General features: G+C 57.6%; 23 protein-coding genes. 21 read left to right on the top strand and 2 right to left on the bottom strand.

The genetic code is table 11. The annotated features are described in order from the left end of the window. Positions 1-64: 64 nt before the first annotated feature. The 14 genes from F8N44_RS16570 to F8N44_RS16515 all read left to right on the top strand — a co-directional run bounded on the left by F8N44_RS16570 (position 65) and on the right by F8N44_RS16515 (position 8,610). Positions 65-1,227, top strand: a protein-coding gene (locus tag F8N44_RS16570) for an IS3 family transposase (RefSeq protein ID WP_109627876.1) whose coding sequence is annotated in 2 segments (ribosomal slippage) — positions 65-320 and positions 320-1,227 — 1,164 coding nt in all. Because the reading frame shifts where the segments join, the coding sequence is not laid out codon by codon here. 793 nt (positions 1,228-2,020) lie between these two features. Further along, complete coding sequence (locus F8N44_RS16565; RefSeq protein ID WP_150651050.1) at positions 2,021-2,263, top strand: hypothetical protein; 243 nt, start codon at positions 2,021-2,023, stop codon at positions 2,261-2,263. A gap of 61 nt (positions 2,264-2,324) precedes the next feature. Continuing rightward, positions 2,325-2,483 carry a hypothetical protein gene (locus F8N44_RS31775; RefSeq protein ID WP_224794777.1) on the top strand — a complete coding sequence of 53 codons (159 nt, stop codon included), beginning with the start codon at positions 2,325-2,327 and terminating at the stop codon, positions 2,481-2,483. Positions 2,484-3,437: 954 nt separating this feature from the next. Next, positions 3,438-3,749, top strand: a complete 312-nt coding sequence (locus tag F8N44_RS31355; protein ID WP_191630898.1) for a hypothetical protein — start codon at positions 3,438-3,440, stop codon at positions 3,747-3,749. A gap of 21 nt (positions 3,750-3,770) precedes the next feature. Beyond that, the gene (locus F8N44_RS16550) at positions 3,771-4,058 is read left to right on the top strand and encodes a DUF551 domain-containing protein (protein ID WP_191630897.1); all 288 of its coding nucleotides are present in this window, start codon (positions 3,771-3,773) and stop codon (positions 4,056-4,058) included. 19 nt (positions 4,059-4,077) lie between these two features. Further along, positions 4,078-4,506 (top strand): hypothetical protein, encoded by a 429-nt coding sequence (locus tag F8N44_RS16545; RefSeq protein WP_150651048.1) that lies wholly within the window; start codon positions 4,078-4,080, stop codon positions 4,504-4,506. Continuing rightward, on the top strand, positions 4,503-4,718 hold the full coding sequence (locus tag F8N44_RS16540) for a hypothetical protein (RefSeq protein WP_150651047.1): 216 nt from the start codon (positions 4,503-4,505) through the stop codon (positions 4,716-4,718). The genes F8N44_RS16545 and F8N44_RS16540 overlap by 4 nt, the downstream gene beginning before the upstream one ends. Further along, the gene (locus F8N44_RS31350) at positions 4,715-4,885 is read left to right on the top strand and encodes a hypothetical protein (protein ID WP_179294971.1); all 171 of its coding nucleotides are present in this window, start codon (positions 4,715-4,717) and stop codon (positions 4,883-4,885) included. The genes F8N44_RS16540 and F8N44_RS31350 overlap by 4 nt, the downstream gene beginning before the upstream one ends. Beyond that, positions 4,882-5,007 (top strand): hypothetical protein, encoded by a 126-nt coding sequence (locus tag F8N44_RS32045; protein WP_263597109.1) that lies wholly within the window; start codon positions 4,882-4,884, stop codon positions 5,005-5,007. Before F8N44_RS31350 ends, F8N44_RS32045 begins: the two co-directional genes overlap by 4 nt. Before the next feature lie 156 nt (positions 5,008-5,163). Next, the gene (locus F8N44_RS16535; protein ID WP_150651046.1) at positions 5,164-6,321 is read left to right on the top strand and encodes a hypothetical protein; all 1,158 of its coding nucleotides are present in this window, start codon (positions 5,164-5,166) and stop codon (positions 6,319-6,321) included. Between the two features lie 7 nt (positions 6,322-6,328). Next, positions 6,329-7,090: an ERF family protein gene (locus tag F8N44_RS16530; protein ID WP_150651045.1), complete on the top strand. Its 762-nt coding sequence runs from the start codon at positions 6,329-6,331 to the stop codon at positions 7,088-7,090. 3 nt (positions 7,091-7,093) lie between these two features. Beyond that, positions 7,094-7,711 (top strand): lambda exonuclease family protein, encoded by a 618-nt coding sequence (locus tag F8N44_RS16525; RefSeq protein WP_150651044.1) that lies wholly within the window; start codon positions 7,094-7,096, stop codon positions 7,709-7,711. Then, positions 7,708-8,229, top strand: a complete 522-nt coding sequence (locus F8N44_RS16520; RefSeq protein ID WP_150651043.1) for a hypothetical protein — start codon at positions 7,708-7,710, stop codon at positions 8,227-8,229. The genes F8N44_RS16525 and F8N44_RS16520 overlap by 4 nt, the downstream gene beginning before the upstream one ends. 72 nt (positions 8,230-8,301) lie before the next feature. Next, positions 8,302-8,610: a hypothetical protein gene (locus F8N44_RS16515; RefSeq protein WP_150651042.1), complete on the top strand. Its 309-nt coding sequence runs from the start codon at positions 8,302-8,304 to the stop codon at positions 8,608-8,610. Here the strand turns inward: F8N44_RS16515 and F8N44_RS16510 are convergent, their stop codons facing one another. Both F8N44_RS16510 and F8N44_RS16505 read right to left on the bottom strand, forming a co-directional pair. Further along, positions 8,611-9,180 carry a hypothetical protein gene (locus tag F8N44_RS16510; RefSeq protein ID WP_150651041.1) on the bottom strand — a complete coding sequence of 190 codons (570 nt, stop codon included), beginning with the start codon at positions 9,178-9,180 and terminating at the stop codon, positions 8,611-8,613. 89 nt (positions 9,181-9,269) lie between these two features. Beyond that, positions 9,270-9,836, bottom strand: a complete 567-nt coding sequence (locus tag F8N44_RS16505) for a hypothetical protein (RefSeq protein WP_150651040.1) — start codon at positions 9,834-9,836, stop codon at positions 9,270-9,272. A gap of 63 nt (positions 9,837-9,899) precedes the next feature. Between F8N44_RS16505 and F8N44_RS31345 the strand changes: the two genes are divergently transcribed. The 7 genes from F8N44_RS31345 (at position 9,900) to F8N44_RS16475 (ending at position 13,249) form a co-directional block, all read left to right on the top strand. Continuing rightward, entirely contained in the window at positions 9,900-10,049 is a 150-nt protein-coding gene (locus F8N44_RS31345; RefSeq protein ID WP_191630903.1) for a hypothetical protein, read from the top strand. After that, positions 10,042-10,557 carry an NUMOD4 motif-containing HNH endonuclease gene (locus tag F8N44_RS16500; RefSeq protein ID WP_150651039.1) on the top strand — a complete coding sequence of 172 codons (516 nt, stop codon included), beginning with the start codon at positions 10,042-10,044 and terminating at the stop codon, positions 10,555-10,557. Before F8N44_RS31345 ends, F8N44_RS16500 begins: the two co-directional genes overlap by 8 nt. Positions 10,558-10,568: 11 nt before the next feature. Beyond that, positions 10,569-11,147, top strand: coding sequence for a hypothetical protein (locus F8N44_RS31770; RefSeq protein WP_224794776.1), 579 nt, complete (start codon positions 10,569-10,571; stop codon positions 11,145-11,147). An 85-nt stretch (positions 11,148-11,232) separates the two neighbouring features. Then, positions 11,233-12,072: a hypothetical protein gene (locus F8N44_RS16490; protein ID WP_150651038.1), complete on the top strand. Its 840-nt coding sequence runs from the start codon at positions 11,233-11,235 to the stop codon at positions 12,070-12,072. Positions 12,073-12,145: 73 nt separating this feature from the next. Further along, positions 12,146-12,421 carry a hypothetical protein gene (locus tag F8N44_RS16485; RefSeq protein WP_150651037.1) on the top strand — a complete coding sequence of 92 codons (276 nt, stop codon included), beginning with the start codon at positions 12,146-12,148 and terminating at the stop codon, positions 12,419-12,421. A 49-nt stretch (positions 12,422-12,470) separates the two neighbouring features. Further along, complete coding sequence (locus F8N44_RS16480) at positions 12,471-12,935, top strand: hypothetical protein (RefSeq protein WP_150651036.1); 465 nt, start codon at positions 12,471-12,473, stop codon at positions 12,933-12,935. Then, positions 12,932-13,249 carry a hypothetical protein gene (locus tag F8N44_RS16475; RefSeq protein WP_150651035.1) on the top strand — a complete coding sequence of 106 codons (318 nt, stop codon included), beginning with the start codon at positions 12,932-12,934 and terminating at the stop codon, positions 13,247-13,249. Before F8N44_RS16480 ends, F8N44_RS16475 begins: the two co-directional genes overlap by 4 nt. Positions 13,250-13,410: the final 161 nt, after the last annotated feature.

Below are 13,410 nucleotides of genomic sequence, written 5' to 3'. Positions count from 1 at the left end.
TGTAGTGGTCTAATGAAACCGGACACCCATTTAGGCGAGAATGCTCGCCAGATCGAGGTGTCAGATGACTAAACAACGCCGCTCCTTTACTCCTGAATTCAAGCGCGAGGCTGCCGACCTTGTGCTCAAACAAAACTACAGCTACATCGAAGCCAGCCGTTCACTCGGCATTGGTGAATCGGCATTGCGCCGCTGGGTTGACCAGATTCAGAAAGAACATAAAGGCGTCACCCCGCAGAGCAAGGCACTGACTCCGGAACAGCAAAAAATTCAGGAGCTGGAAGCCCGGATTGCTCGGCTTGAGCGAGAGAAATCAATACTAAAAAAGGCTACCGCGCTCTTGATGTCGGAAGATCACGAGCGTTCGCGCTGATTGACCAGTTGAGGGCACATGAGCCGGTTGATTGGCTGTGCAAGGTGTTTGACGTCACTCGCTCGTGTTACTACGCCCAGCGCCTGCGGCGCCGCACGCCCGATGTTGAACGGCTTCGATTGCGTAGTCGCGTCAGTGAGCTGTTCTCGCAAAGTCGCAGCTCTGCGGGCAGTCGCAGCATCCTGTCGCTGATGCGTGAAGACGGTGAGCAACTCGGTCGATTCAAAGTGCGTAGCTTGATGCGCGAGCTTGATTTAGTCAGCAAACAACCCGGCTCCCATGCCTACAAACGAGCAACAGTAGAAAGACTGGATATCCCGAACACATTGAACCGCGAGTTCGACGTGCCAGCGCCCAATCAAGTCTGGTGCGGCGATATCACCTACATTTGGGCGCAAGGAAAGTGGCATTACCTGGCTGTCGTCCTGGATCTTTGTACGCGTCGGATCGTGGGCTGGGCGCTGTCGGAAAAGCCAGACGCTGAGCTGGTGATCAAAGCGCTGGATATGGCTTACGAGCAGCGTGGCAGGCCTTCGGATCTGCTATTCCACTCGGACCAGGGATCGCAATATGCAAGCCGACTCTTTCGCCAGCGGTTGTGGCGATACCGCATGCGCCAGAGCATGAGTCGACGAGGAAACTGCTGGGATAACGCACCGATGGAGCGCGTATTTCGCAGCTTGAAAACAGAATGGATACCGACCGTGGGCTATCGAACTGCGCAGGAAGCACAGCGCGATATCAGCCATTTTTTGATGCATCGCTACAACTGGATTCGGCCTCACCAATTCAACGATGGGTTGGCGCCAGCGCGGGCCGAGGAAAAACTTAACGTCGTGTCCGGGATTAGTTGACCACCACAACTCCTTACTCGTATCGCATCCAGCTTTTGACACGTTCCGATCAGTGGCAGTACCTAGATTGCCACCACACGGACTGGTTGGTTGACGGTAAACGTGATCCATATCTTGAGATGAAATACGAAAACTCTACGGCGGGATCGTCGACGCTGGAGAGCTTCAGCAAACGAGTAGATCGCGCGAACATTGAGCGCTTAGCCTCATCCAAGCTTATTGAATTCAAGGTCTGTGGCACAGAGGGAAAGGTTTCCGAGCAAGACATGGCGGGACTGAGAAAGGTCGTAGACGCCACCAAATAGAATTCCACTCCATTGCAGCCCGCTCAGTGCGGTATTTTTTTCGACCAAAAATACGGGAGAATCAAATTTTATGGGAATACCCATTGACACGAAATATGGGAGTACCTATATTTCACCCGTCGCAGCGACACACAGCCACTGCGAAGGGCCTCAACAGACCCGCCGCTCTTTAAAAATTCAGAACACGATCCCGCTGCGGAAATAACAGCGGGGCCTCCTGTCCGGCATGGACAGGGAGGGTCGATGCAAAGGCTCTCAACAAAACCTAACTATTTAGCCGCTACGCCTCTACTGGGGACCGGCGATCTGATCTGACCTACCGCCACGGGAGTGACTTTGGCGCTGGAAGGAAACGCAGGGAGAACCTGCGGCGGGTCGAGGGATACCGAACTGGCGAATGATCCAGATAAGCGTAGCGAGACAGCGGAAAGCATCACTGAGCAGCCTTCTCGCGAGGGCTGCTTGGGATGACAACCGGAGCACAGCGAATGATCACACCAGAAGAGGCCGAAGCACTCGCCCATACAGCGGTCGAGGCATTCATCAACCGTTGCGGCTGCAAGTCGATTGATGACGTAGGCAACGTCCTAATGAAGTTGGTCAGCATGACCGGACTGGCGCTTTGCGCCACCCAAGGACAAGAGAAAGCGGTCGACATTATCGAAGGTGTGGCGGCGCATGTCGCCAAACCGAAATACGCAAAGGCTGCCCGCATGGAGCGAGTTAACTGACGGAATTTTTCACTGATTCACCTGGTGACGGGTGCATTGGGAAAACAACCGGAGAAATAAAATGCCGAAGTTCATCCTCGACTACATCTGGCTCTGCCGGGAATGCAGCCTTGATCGGCGCACCGTCGGCAACGATGCGATCCATCGTGATCCCGGCGCTGCAAACCCGCGCCGCCGAGATTCGCCGAGCGGTTGCCCTTGTTGCGGAGGGCTGCCCTGAACTGGAACAAGACGCCGAACTGCTGGAATCGGCTGTGAAAGCAGGGCTACAGCGCTGCGCAGTGGAGCCAACTCAGCAAGACCTATTCGCAGCATGACGATTTCACTGGCTGGCCTTGGCGACAGGGCCAGATGGGAAATCAACCGAGGGCAGCGATATGCGTTTCAGGCAGTACTACCTTACTCACGACTGCCCGCACTGCGGCGCGAAAGACGCCAAAGATGAATGGGGCGGCGCACGTATGTGGAGCACTTCGTGGGGGCATGGCTTCAGCTGTTGCAGCGAAGAATGCGGACTCGCTTTGGCGAAGACGGTGATACCTGATCAGGATACGAAGAAGGGTCGAAAGCGTCTCAAAGCACTTTGGGAGAAGTTGGCCGGACAAGCCGAGCATGGTCTGTCTGGCGAGCCATATCCGGGATATCCATGGCGGTAGCCAAAGAACAACCAGCGCCACGACAGCCTGTCGTTAACTGCCCGATCCTCTCTATGAGAGCGCATCGGACTGCTCTCCACCTTTCACGGCAGGCTTGAGATTGTTCAAGAACCTCCACCGGAAGCCTGAGAGCAGTCCGATGCGGACGAAACTGCGGCCTATAACCGCCCACCTGCATCAAATCCCAGAATCGGTTGTTATCGAGCGCTGGCGAACTGAACACGGCCGTGGAACTCGGCGCCGGAGACGTGACCGGTAAGCAGATGCGGCGTTGAAAGCTGGGTTGAACGCTTCGGCGGCCCTAGAGAAACGCAGGTTAATAGGCGCCAGATAATGCTGGTTGCTCCTCCGAGCGGTCGTCCCGAAAGGGTCCGCTCTCGCCGGATTCGCGCCCGGCCATCTGCACCCACTCTCCCCCGACCAATCCCGAATGCACTCCCCTCCGCGCCCAACGGCAACCAGCGGAGCGGATGAGTGCATCCGAGTTTTGTTGGATCAACCAAACACTGGAGCCAGTAATGGAAACCAAACATACGCCCGGGCCTTGGGTTGCAAAGCACCTCTCCGGCAGCAACTTCGCCGTTCAGCGTTTCGAAATCCGCTCTGGCGCCGGTTTGCCGATGCCTATCTTCCAGAAAGACACCTCAGCCATTGACTGCGCTTCTGTGTGCCTGTCTCCGCATGACGCCAACTTGATCGCCGCCGCGCCAGAGCTGCTGGAGAGCCTGAGCAATCTGGTCGGCCTCGCAAGACTCGGCGCCGCGAACCTCGGCAAGTACCACGCAGCCCTGGCTAACGCCGAGGCGATCATCGCCAGAGCCAACGCCTAACCACAAACACTGGAGGTCGCCATGAGTAAACAGCAAGCAGTTCGAATTCTTCAGCAGCAGATGCACAGCATTGCTACAGAGGCCCAGCAAGCGCTGCCAGAGCTGAACGGCTGGATCAAATGCAGCGACAGGCTGCCGCCAGTTCGCCAGCGCGTGCTGGCTTATCGGCTGGGCAAGAAAACCAATGACGGACCCTTCTTCGCCATGACGTGCGGAAATGAGCATCGGCCGTGGCGCTACATCGACGGTGATCGCTGCGACATCACGCCGACGCACTGGCACGAAATACCGGTTCCGCCCACCGAATAACGCCGATCTGGAGGCAACCATGAACGCAGCACTGAAGATTTGTCAGGCCATGCACGACGCGCAGTTGCCTCCGATGGTGAGCGAGAGCGCGCAGGAAGTGGCTCGGGCTGAGTGGCTGTACAACGCTGCTGAGCAGTTGGTGCGGTTCGGCTGTGACGTCTCGTTCCAGCGCCGTATGCGGCCGGCTCAGGGCGTCACGCTGGCTCAGTTCGCTCTAGCGGTTGATGAGTATGCAAACGGACGGCTTGCAGGCTGCGAGGTCACCACGGCTTCGCTGGGCTACCTGCTGATCGCCGCCGAGCGCGGCCATGCTGACAAGGTCGCCGCCGCCGAACTCCTCAGCCCAAGCGACCACCCTCTAGGCAAGCTCGGCGAAATTGCGGAGGGCCTACTTCGACCCCTTGTCGATGACGCGCTGATCGCCCAGGCAGAGGACAGCGAGCTATGAGCAATCAGGTAGCACTGGCCCGGCTGGGCCTTGAAATCGCGAAGATGCGCAAGTCCTGCACTCCGGTACCGGATCGCACCTTCGTCATGGGCATGATCGAAATGGCGGAGTTCGCCGAGATCATCGACACCCGCACCGCCAATCGTTATCGGGATGCGCTGGACGCCAAGTTCGTCGAGCGCAGAGCGCTTCTGCAAGGAGTTTCGGCATGACCACTGCACCGGTTAAAACGCTTCTTGATGAGCAGCTGGAGGAGATTGAACGCAGCCTCGCAGTTATCGGTGCAGGCATCCCTCGCGAACTTCCTGTTTCGGCGCTCCCTCCTCCGCTGGTGGCCGCCATCAAACAAGGTCGCATTGCCGTGAGGGCTCGGCCATGAATTTCTTGTACTGGTTTCTCGTCGTAATCCTCATCGCCGGCGCAGGCGCTTACGGCGTCGTTCGCGATGGGCAGGGTACTTGCCAGGTGCCGCGCTCCACCACCTACAACGTGTTCCGATGACCAGCCGGCAGATGGCCCGCCGGGTTCTGATCTGGCGCGGCTCGTTCCCTGTCCTCGCGATCTACACCTTCCTGATGCTGCTCAGCGCCCTCGCCGACCGCATCACCTCCTGACTTTCAACTTCAAGTGCTGCGCACGTCGCAGTAAGGATTCCCCGTGTCCGCTCAACAGCAAGTCATCAAGATCGACGACATTAGCGAAGAAAACGCACCGGCCATCTATGTTGCTGGCGGCCTTGGCCAGTTCTTCGACGCGGTAGCCGCTGAAGTCACCGCCGAGGTCCCAGACCTGACCACTCGCAAAGGTCGCGAGCGCATCGCCTCTCTTGCAGCCAAGGTCAGCAAGTCGAAGACAGCCGTGGAAAAGCCCGGCCGCGACTACCTCAAGCGCCTGAAGGAAATGCCGAAGGTCGTCGAGGCCGAGCTGCGTGAGTTCGTCAACAAGATGGATGCGCTGCGTGACGCCACTCGCCAGCCTCTGACTGACTGGGAGCAGGCCGAGATTGCCCGGACAGATGCCCACGTCGACGCGATCCAGCGCATCAAGGACCTGGCCATCTTCGAAGCGGCGCCAACGTCCGACCACCTGGCCAACATCATCGCCGACCTTGAATTTCTCGAAATCGGCGATAGCTGGGAAGAGTTCTTGGCCGAAGCCGCCCAGGTGAAAGATCAGACGCTGATCAAGCTGCGCAGCCTGCACACCGAGCGAGCGCGGTACGAAGCAGAACAGGCCGAACTGGTCCGGTTGCGCGCCGAAGCCGAAGCGCAGGCACAGCGCGATCGGGACGCGCAGATCGCCCGGGAAGCTGAAGAGCGCACCCGCCGCGAAGCTGAGCAGCGTGCACAGGCCGAACGAGAGGCCGCCTCCCGACGCGAGCAAGAGCTGCTTGATCAGGCTGCCGCAGCGCAGCGTGCCGCCGAGCAAGCTGCCCGCGAAGCAGAGGCACAGGCCGAGCGTCAGCGCCTCCAGCTTGAGCAGCAGGCCGAGCAGGCTCGACTTGTGGCAGAGCAGGCGGAAGCGAATCGCATCGCCGCCGAGCAACGTGCTGAGCAGGAGCGCCAAGCTGCAGCAAAACGCGCCGAACAGGCCGCAGAGCAAGCGCGCGCCGACGAGCGACGCCGCGCCGATGCAGCGGCTGCCGAAATCCTCCGCCAACAGGAAGCCCGCGAGCAGGACGAAGCACACCGCAGGGCAATCAACCGCGCCGCACTCGAAGCGTTTATCGCCGGCGGCATGCCTGAAGAATGCGCCAAGCAGGCAATCACTCTGATCGCCCAGCGCAAGATCCCCGCCATTTCAATCAGCTACTGAGGTCGCTATGAGCAATCTGGCAGTGACAGAAAAGGTCGAGCGCGTCCCGGCCGTGCAAACCGAATCGGCAACAATCATGTCGATCATCCAGCAGGTGGCGATGTCCCCGGATGCTGACATCGACAAGATGGAACGCTTGATGGCGATGCACGAACGCTACCAGGCGCAGCAGGCGAAACAGCAGTACGACGAAGCGCTGGCTCAGATGCAGGAGGAAATGCCGGTGATCGGCGAACGCGGAGCGATCCGCGACAAGTTCAAGAACGTTCAATCCACCTACGCGCTGTGGGAAGACATCAACGAACAAATCAAACCCGTCCTCGCTAAGCACGGGTTTGGCTTGTCGTTCCGAATTCCACGCACTCAGGGCGGGGTTGAGGTCGAGGGCGTACTCAGCCACCGCGCCGGCCATCGAGAGGTGACGTCGATCTTTCTCCCTGCGGATGTCAGCGGCAATAAAAACGCCGTTCAGGCGGTGGCCAGCTCTGTCAGTTACGGGAAGCGCTACACCGCCGGAGCATTGCTCAACTTCACCACCACGGGCGAAGACGATGACGGCCAGGGCGCCAATAAGAATCCCGAACCGCCGAAGGAGCCGGTCATCACCGCTGGCCAGGCCGCTCAACTGGACGCGTTGCTGAAGAAGTGCAGTCAGGTGCTACAGGACAACTTCGCGGCCAAATACGGGTGTGCAGCCAACGTCTTCAAATCCGAGTTCGATGCAGTTTCAGCGCGGATCACCAAAGCCGCCAGCCGGCCGCAGGAGTAAACCATGCAAATCATCACGGATATTCAGCAAGGTACGCCTGAGTGGCTTGCTTTGCGCCTAGGCATTGTCACCTGCTCGGAGTTGGACAGCCTACTGGTCAACGGAAAGGGTGAGGCTGGATTCGGCGCCGGGGCATTCACCTACATGAACACCCTGATCGGCGAGCGCATCACTGGCGAGCTAGCCGACCCATTCACGGGTAATCGCCACACCGAACGCGGCCACGAACTAGAAGGCGCGGCGCGCATCCTGTACGAAGACCGCGAAGAAGTGAAAACCACGCAGGTCGGCATCATCCTCAACCACGGTATCGGTTACTCGCCGGACTCCCTGGTGCTTGAGGACGGACTCACAGAAATCAAAACCAAGCTGCCTAAGCTGCAGGTCGAGGTGATCCTCGGCGGTGAGATCCCGAAAGAGCACATCGCTCAATGTCAGGGCGGCTTGTGGGTCTCGGAACGCGAGTGGATCGACTTCGTCTGCTACTGGCCGGGCATGCCGCTGTTTATCAAGCGCGCCTACCGCGACGAAGCAATGATTCGCAAGCTCTCGGAGCGGGTGAAAACCTTCTACGAGATCCTCGAGGATCGAATGAACCAGGTACTGGGGATCGCAGCATGATCAGCAACCACCTCAACGACGTCGAACAACGGCGTCATGACGCCAACGAGCTCTCAGAGCAAATCGCTCGGTTCTTGGCGGCCGGCGGAAGGATCGATGTGCCAAAACCCGCCCCGATCAAGTTCACCAGCACATCTGATCGGAAGCACCCGCCAACCTTCCAGCGGCCAAAAGTGAGAGACGAAACAACCCAGCGGGTTGCGCGAATCCGCGAAATGGCCAAGACGCTAACCCGGAACGAAATCTGCGAGCGGGAAGGAATCGCTCTGGCCACGCTGAAGGCGATCGCGTCCAAGCACGCAATCAAGTTCCAGGTTCGGCAAAAGATCGGCACAGCGCCGAACAAGGTGCCGCCAGATATGGAAGCGCGATTGGTCTCCGAGATCAATAACTGCATCGCCGGTGGCATGAACCGGAGCCAGTGCTGCAAGGCTCTGGCGATCAGTTACAACATGCTCGACCGGATCATCCGGGATAACGAGATCGACTTCCCTAAGCTGAAGCCTGCATTTCGATGAAACGAAGACCCAAACAACGCAAACGACAGACCTGGCTGGACTTACCGGCCAGCGGAATTGAAGAGGTAGGCCATGGCCAAGAGCAATGCGCAATTGCAGAAGGACAAGCGAGCGAAGGAAAAGGCGCTGCTGGACCGGATCGGCGCCGAGAAGCGATCGCTGATTGTTTCGAAAGCGCTTGATGATGCGCTTCAGGTGCTGGGCGAACGCCACGGCTTCGAGGAATGGCAGGAGACGGTGTCAACGTTCATCATCAATCTGGCCGCAGCGCCGGCAAGTGAGTCGGAACGCTTCGTGAGTATGTCGCGACCGGAATTGGTGATTAAGGAAAAGTGGTCGCGTAAGCTTGAAGAGTTCGCCGCGACGGGTGTTGAGCCTTAATTATCTCTTGCCTCCGGTTTTGAAATGGGCGGAAATTTCGGAATGCAGGCCATTGCCCATAAAGTAATTCCCTGGATGGATGAAGCCACTACCGTCATCAATCACAAAACCGATTGCGTATTGGTGAAGAATTTCTCGCAAGCGCATCAGCTCGACCGGGTCAGATGGCTGCTTCACCAGTAGCCTGCCTATGCCGCCGTTTTCTTTCGGCGTCGACTGTTCCAAGTATTCGTAATCTTTCAACGATGACATTAGCGAATCGTAACCACCTATTAAAATAGCTCTACGGGCGAGTTTTACTTGGATCGTAAATACTGCTGCGTAGCGCGCAATAGTAGGGTCAGGCCAGGAGCGCTCTTTCCATCCATCGCTATCCTTGCTTTCGATCATATACGGACCATCGCCAAAAAATTCGCGCCGCGTTTCGGCAAGATGAGCCATTTCAAATGACGACTGAACTGTTGACGCAATTTCGAACACCGGCGTGGAGATCGAAACTACCAGCATAGAGGCCGCCGCCAATCCTTTGAGGTATGCCTGCAGATCTTTCTGCTGAACCATTTCTTTCATAACCGCCTCCATCCGGCTCCATGCCGGGCCGAACACAAATACCCCTCTTCTACGAATCACGCCAGCCGGGAATCAGCTAGGGGCGCGTGTCAAACATGAACGACTGGCGTTGCAGTTCGTGTTTCACAGGCGAGTCTCAGCTTTACCAGTAGTTCCTGACTTGGAAAAGCATAGAACTCTTCTCCCGTGGTTGTAGTTGCAATAGCTTTAAAGGTTTTTATATTTTTCTTCCAATCATCCCCTAGAAAGTGCGCCATTCTGGAAAACCAGTGTCCGTCTTGGACGTTAAATATCCATTTTCCGGCGACACCGGAAGCTTGCATTAGGGGCATCTGACTGCTCATTTGACGATCAAATAATTGTTGGAAGTACTGCTTTTCTTTCTTACCAAACAACCATCCGATCGAGTCGGTATGAAATACGCGATCCCCTGTGTTAACCATAGAGAACATGATGTGTTCAGGGTGATGATCCACTCCGATTTCAGCAAGCAGCATCAACTTCACCGACAGCTGCGCGGTACGCTTACTGCTTTTAGCTGCTAATCGAAGAGAAAATACAACTGCGGAAATAGTGCCAACAGCCGCAAGCCAGTTTGCAAAGCCATTGATTATTTCCCAGTAATCTTTAGACACCCCAAGAAACATCACATCCATTTTCTGCTCCAGCTTCCGCATATAAGTTGAAGCAAATAATGCCATCCGATGGAGACAACCACCATGCTGAAAATCTTCTGGCGAATCATCGCCAAGGTACTCGCGCGCCCAGCCATCGCCGACTGGCTCATCGCCAGCGCCAAGCTCACCCCGTACCAGCACATCATGTCCGCCGACGGCACCGAGATGTACATGGGCCGCTGCCATGAATGAGGTCTGGAAACCCGTTCCAGGCTGGCCATATGAAGCGAGCAACTTGGGGCGAGTGAAGAATCCCAAGACGGGCCGCGTGCTGAAGCAGTCCGCGCACAAGTCCGGGTATTTGAATGTCCAGCTGTGGAACAAGATGGCGTTCAAAACCTTTCTCGCTCATCGGCTGATCGCCATCACCTTCCTCGGCGAAAGCCCATCACCTGAGCACGAAGTTGCTCACAGTGATGGGGACCGCCACAACAACGCTTCGAGCAATCTCCGCTGGGCGCTCCATGTACAGAACATGCGCGATCGTGATGCTCACGGAACCACGGCACGCGGCAGAACAAACGGAAAGCTGAAGCACGCCGACTCTGCGGTGCTGAAAGTCAGGCAGCTATACGACGGCGGGATGCCCATCAAGGAAATCAGCGCCACAACGGGAATTCCCCTCGCGACAACAGAGGGATTTGCCAAGCGAACCCGGCGGACAGTGCTGACTGGCACCTACACCGGTACCGACAACTGATTGGAGATTGCATGATGCGCAACATACAAACGCGAGAAGGTTTCGAGTTCTGGGACAAGATCTGCAAGGTTCAAAGCTATGCTTTTTTGCTGTCGCCCGACGGGCGCCGCGTCGTGAAGACCCCAGATGTGGGCGATTGGATCGACAAGCATGACGCTCAGGTGATCGTTGATCATGCTCAAGAAGAGATCAACGTGATGAAGGCCGAGCGTGACGCCCTGCAGCAGCGCCTGAACGCAGCGGATCAGTTGAACGATGATCGTACAGGGACTTGCGAATGGAATCGCGAAGACGACAGCGGTATCTGGAACAGTGGCTGCGGTGAGACCTGGTCATTTCACGAGGACGGACCGGAAGAAAACGGCATGCACTTCTGCCATTCCTGCGGCAAGCACCTGGTGGTTGAGGTGGTTGAACAGGAACAGGATGACGACTGGCATATGAACCCGTGCAAGCAAGGCCACCGCGATGTCGGCGCCTCAGGCGGAGTGGCGGCGTGTAACCAGTGCGACGAGAAGATCGAGGCAGCTACGACGCAGGAAGCCTTCGAACGCTGGAACGAGACACACCCAGCCATCGAATCGGCCTAACCCGATAAGAGTACATCTGTACTCCTGCCGCAAAACTACCCCCTCCCCCCTTCAAAGTCAGCCGCTATAGCGGTAAGGAACCGGCATGCCCAGGAAAAACCACCTCATAGTCGACTCCGGCTGCACGCAGGACAACGAGCGCTGGTCGCTGTCGGCTTGCGGCCTGAATGAAGAATCCGAAGTCGCATGGGACGGCACCCACCAACGCGAATTTGTCAGCTGCAAACGATGCTTGGCGAAAATGGCCAAGCCGCGACCGGCTCCAGAGCCATTCCACAAAGAGCGTCCCATTCTTTTCAACGGTGCGATGGTGCGCGCGATTCTGTCGGGCCAAAAGACGGTCACGCGCCGTCCGATCAAAGGGAATCAGATCCCGACCTATATAAAATCAGATTCCCCCGAACATCAGTGGATGGCCGTGGTTCAAGATCATCCGCGCTGGGGCTTCGGTGCATTCGGTGCGACTGAGGAGGAATGCGCGGCTGAGCTGGCCATGTACGGTGGCTGCCCGTATGGGCGGCAAGGCGATCGGCTGTATGTCCGTGAAACTTTCAATCGCACCAACCCGGGTGGCGCGGAAGGCGTTTATTACTACCGCGCTGACGGGGAGTTCCCGAAGAGCATCGGCGGCGGGAAGTTCACCGATACCGAATCATGGAAGCCTTCGATTCATATGCCGCGAGCAGCCAGCCGCATCCTGCTGGAGATCACTGACGTGCGCGTCGAGCGGTTGCAGGACATCAGCCGCTCCGATATCCGGGCGGAAGGCCTGCAGTGTCCGCCGGAGCTGGCAAGCGATGACGTTTCACCGAATTACCGAGACTGGTACCCAGCGGCTTGGAAGGAGTTGTGGAACTCCACCGGCGGCGACTGGGACGCCAACCCGTGGGTCTGGGTCGTCGAGTTCAAACGGGTGACGCCATGATCACCAAGTGCCTACTCGGCTGCACCCTATTCTTCTGGCTTCCATTGGTACTGACCATAAAGGCGGTGATCGGATGAGCGAACAAATGCGTGAACAATTCGAAACGGCATACAAAGTCGCATGCCTGAAGCGCTCGGTCCCGCGTTTCGATGCAGCGGTATTTGCTAAAGACCATTGCGATGATTATCTGAATTCGCTGGTTCAGTCTGCGTGGTGGGCGTGGCAAGAATCCCGCATATCGCTGGTTATTGAGTTGCCTAAGCCATGGCAAACCAATGTAGGCGCAATGCTGACGCCTAATGGCGTTCGATTCGCCATCGAAGCCGCCGGCCTGAAGGTGACGCCATGATCTTCGCCCCGCTCTACATGGCCTACCTCATCTATCGAGGGCCGTGGCGATGAGTGATGCACCGATTGAGCCGCAGGAATATCTGTTCGGCGTAAAGGTCGTGCAGATCGAGGACATCCGGGTTGCCCGTGGCCTCACTCGACGACCTTCATCTTCATGCACGCACAGAAAGATGGTCTACGACGAAAAGGAGCGCCGCATCTGGTGCAGTGATTGCGAGACTGAGGTCGAATCGTTCGATGCCTTTCTCCACCTGGTGGAGAAGTTCAGCGCCGCAGCAGGCCGCATCAATCGGCGGACTGCCGAACTGGCCGAAGCCGAAAAATTCCAGATCCGCAGCCGCGCCGCAAAGGTAATGGACGAAGCCTGGCGCAGCACTAAGAACGCTCCGCTATGCCCTCATTGCAATAACGCTCTCCTGCCTGAAGATGTTGTCGGCGGTTTGGCCAGCGCATCGAAAGCGCTGGTTGTTGCTGCTCGCAAACGAAAGCAGACGAAGCTGTTACCGCCATGAACCACATGGTCAGCGTCCGCACCGAAGAGCTGGCCGGCCAGGCGCTGGACTGGGCAATCAACGCGATCGAGGGTGATCAGCAGCCCGGCACTGGTCAGATGGATCTATTCGCCCTGCCCGACGCCGAGCAGCTGATCACGAAGTACGGCGTCTGGGTCGATGTTGGCCACCGGCACCCGTGGCTTGCCGACGCCGCCAACGATCCGTTTAACCGCCAACCCGGCGAAACCCGAACCATCGCGGTGTACCGCGCCGTGGTGTTTGCCAGGTGCGGCGCCACGGTCAAAGTCCCCACCGAACTCATCCAGCAGTAACCCCTCCCCCAACTCAACAGCCTGCCGGTATACGGCGGGCGAGGTGCACGCATGTTTATTTGCGCAGAAACCAAGATCGGGCGGTGCAAATCGCTCGGCGATCAGGTGCGCGTTCTGGCGCTTCGCCTCGGTGGCGGATGGAGCTAGGCGCGCGAGGATCT

This window comes from Pseudomonas fluorescens (assembly GCF_902497745.1).
GTDB classification, from domain to species: domain Bacteria; phylum Pseudomonadota; class Gammaproteobacteria; order Pseudomonadales; family Pseudomonadaceae; genus Aquipseudomonas; species Aquipseudomonas fluorescens_BM.
The sequence above is the reverse complement of the archived record's forward strand: the minus strand, read 5'-3'. Positions and strand labels throughout refer to the sequence as shown.

Excerpts from the sequence above, each read along its gene's own strand:
- F8N44_RS16565 (WP_150651050.1), top strand. The coding sequence starts at position 2,021 with ATGATCACACCAGAAGAGGCCGAAGCACTCGCCCATACAGCGGTCGAG.
- F8N44_RS31775 (WP_224794777.1), top strand. The coding sequence starts at position 2,325 with ATGCCGAAGTTCATCCTCGACTACATCTGGCTCTGCCGGGAATGCAGC.
- F8N44_RS31355 (WP_191630898.1), top strand. The coding sequence starts at position 3,438 with ATGGAAACCAAACATACGCCCGGGCCTTGGGTTGCAAAGCACCTCTCC.
- F8N44_RS16550 (WP_191630897.1), top strand. The coding sequence starts at position 3,771 with ATGAGTAAACAGCAAGCAGTTCGAATTCTTCAGCAGCAGATGCACAGC.
- F8N44_RS16545 (WP_150651048.1), top strand. The coding sequence starts at position 4,078 with ATGAACGCAGCACTGAAGATTTGTCAGGCCATGCACGACGCGCAGTTG.
- F8N44_RS16540 (WP_150651047.1), top strand. The coding sequence starts at position 4,503 with ATGAGCAATCAGGTAGCACTGGCCCGGCTGGGCCTTGAAATCGCGAAG.
- F8N44_RS31350 (WP_179294971.1), top strand. The coding sequence starts at position 4,715 with ATGACCACTGCACCGGTTAAAACGCTTCTTGATGAGCAGCTGGAGGAG.
- F8N44_RS32045 (WP_263597109.1), top strand. The coding sequence starts at position 4,882 with ATGAATTTCTTGTACTGGTTTCTCGTCGTAATCCTCATCGCCGGCGCA.
- F8N44_RS16530 (WP_150651045.1), top strand. The coding sequence starts at position 6,329 with ATGAGCAATCTGGCAGTGACAGAAAAGGTCGAGCGCGTCCCGGCCGTG.
- F8N44_RS16525 (WP_150651044.1), top strand. The coding sequence starts at position 7,094 with ATGCAAATCATCACGGATATTCAGCAAGGTACGCCTGAGTGGCTTGCT.
- F8N44_RS16520 (WP_150651043.1), top strand. The coding sequence starts at position 7,708 with ATGATCAGCAACCACCTCAACGACGTCGAACAACGGCGTCATGACGCC.
- F8N44_RS16515 (WP_150651042.1), top strand. The coding sequence starts at position 8,302 with ATGGCCAAGAGCAATGCGCAATTGCAGAAGGACAAGCGAGCGAAGGAA.
- F8N44_RS16510 (WP_150651041.1), bottom strand. The coding sequence starts at position 9,180 with ATGAAAGAAATGGTTCAGCAGAAAGATCTGCAGGCATACCTCAAAGGA.
- F8N44_RS16505 (WP_150651040.1), bottom strand. The coding sequence starts at position 9,836 with ATGGATGTGATGTTTCTTGGGGTGTCTAAAGATTACTGGGAAATAATC.
- F8N44_RS31345 (WP_191630903.1), top strand. The coding sequence starts at position 9,900 with ATGCTGAAAATCTTCTGGCGAATCATCGCCAAGGTACTCGCGCGCCCA.
- F8N44_RS16500 (WP_150651039.1), top strand. The coding sequence starts at position 10,042 with ATGAATGAGGTCTGGAAACCCGTTCCAGGCTGGCCATATGAAGCGAGC.
- F8N44_RS31770 (WP_224794776.1), top strand. The coding sequence starts at position 10,569 with ATGATGCGCAACATACAAACGCGAGAAGGTTTCGAGTTCTGGGACAAG.
- F8N44_RS16490 (WP_150651038.1), top strand. The coding sequence starts at position 11,233 with ATGCCCAGGAAAAACCACCTCATAGTCGACTCCGGCTGCACGCAGGAC.
- F8N44_RS16485 (WP_150651037.1), top strand. The coding sequence starts at position 12,146 with ATGAGCGAACAAATGCGTGAACAATTCGAAACGGCATACAAAGTCGCA.
- F8N44_RS16480 (WP_150651036.1), top strand. The coding sequence starts at position 12,471 with ATGAGTGATGCACCGATTGAGCCGCAGGAATATCTGTTCGGCGTAAAG.
- F8N44_RS16475 (WP_150651035.1), top strand. The coding sequence starts at position 12,932 with ATGAACCACATGGTCAGCGTCCGCACCGAAGAGCTGGCCGGCCAGGCG.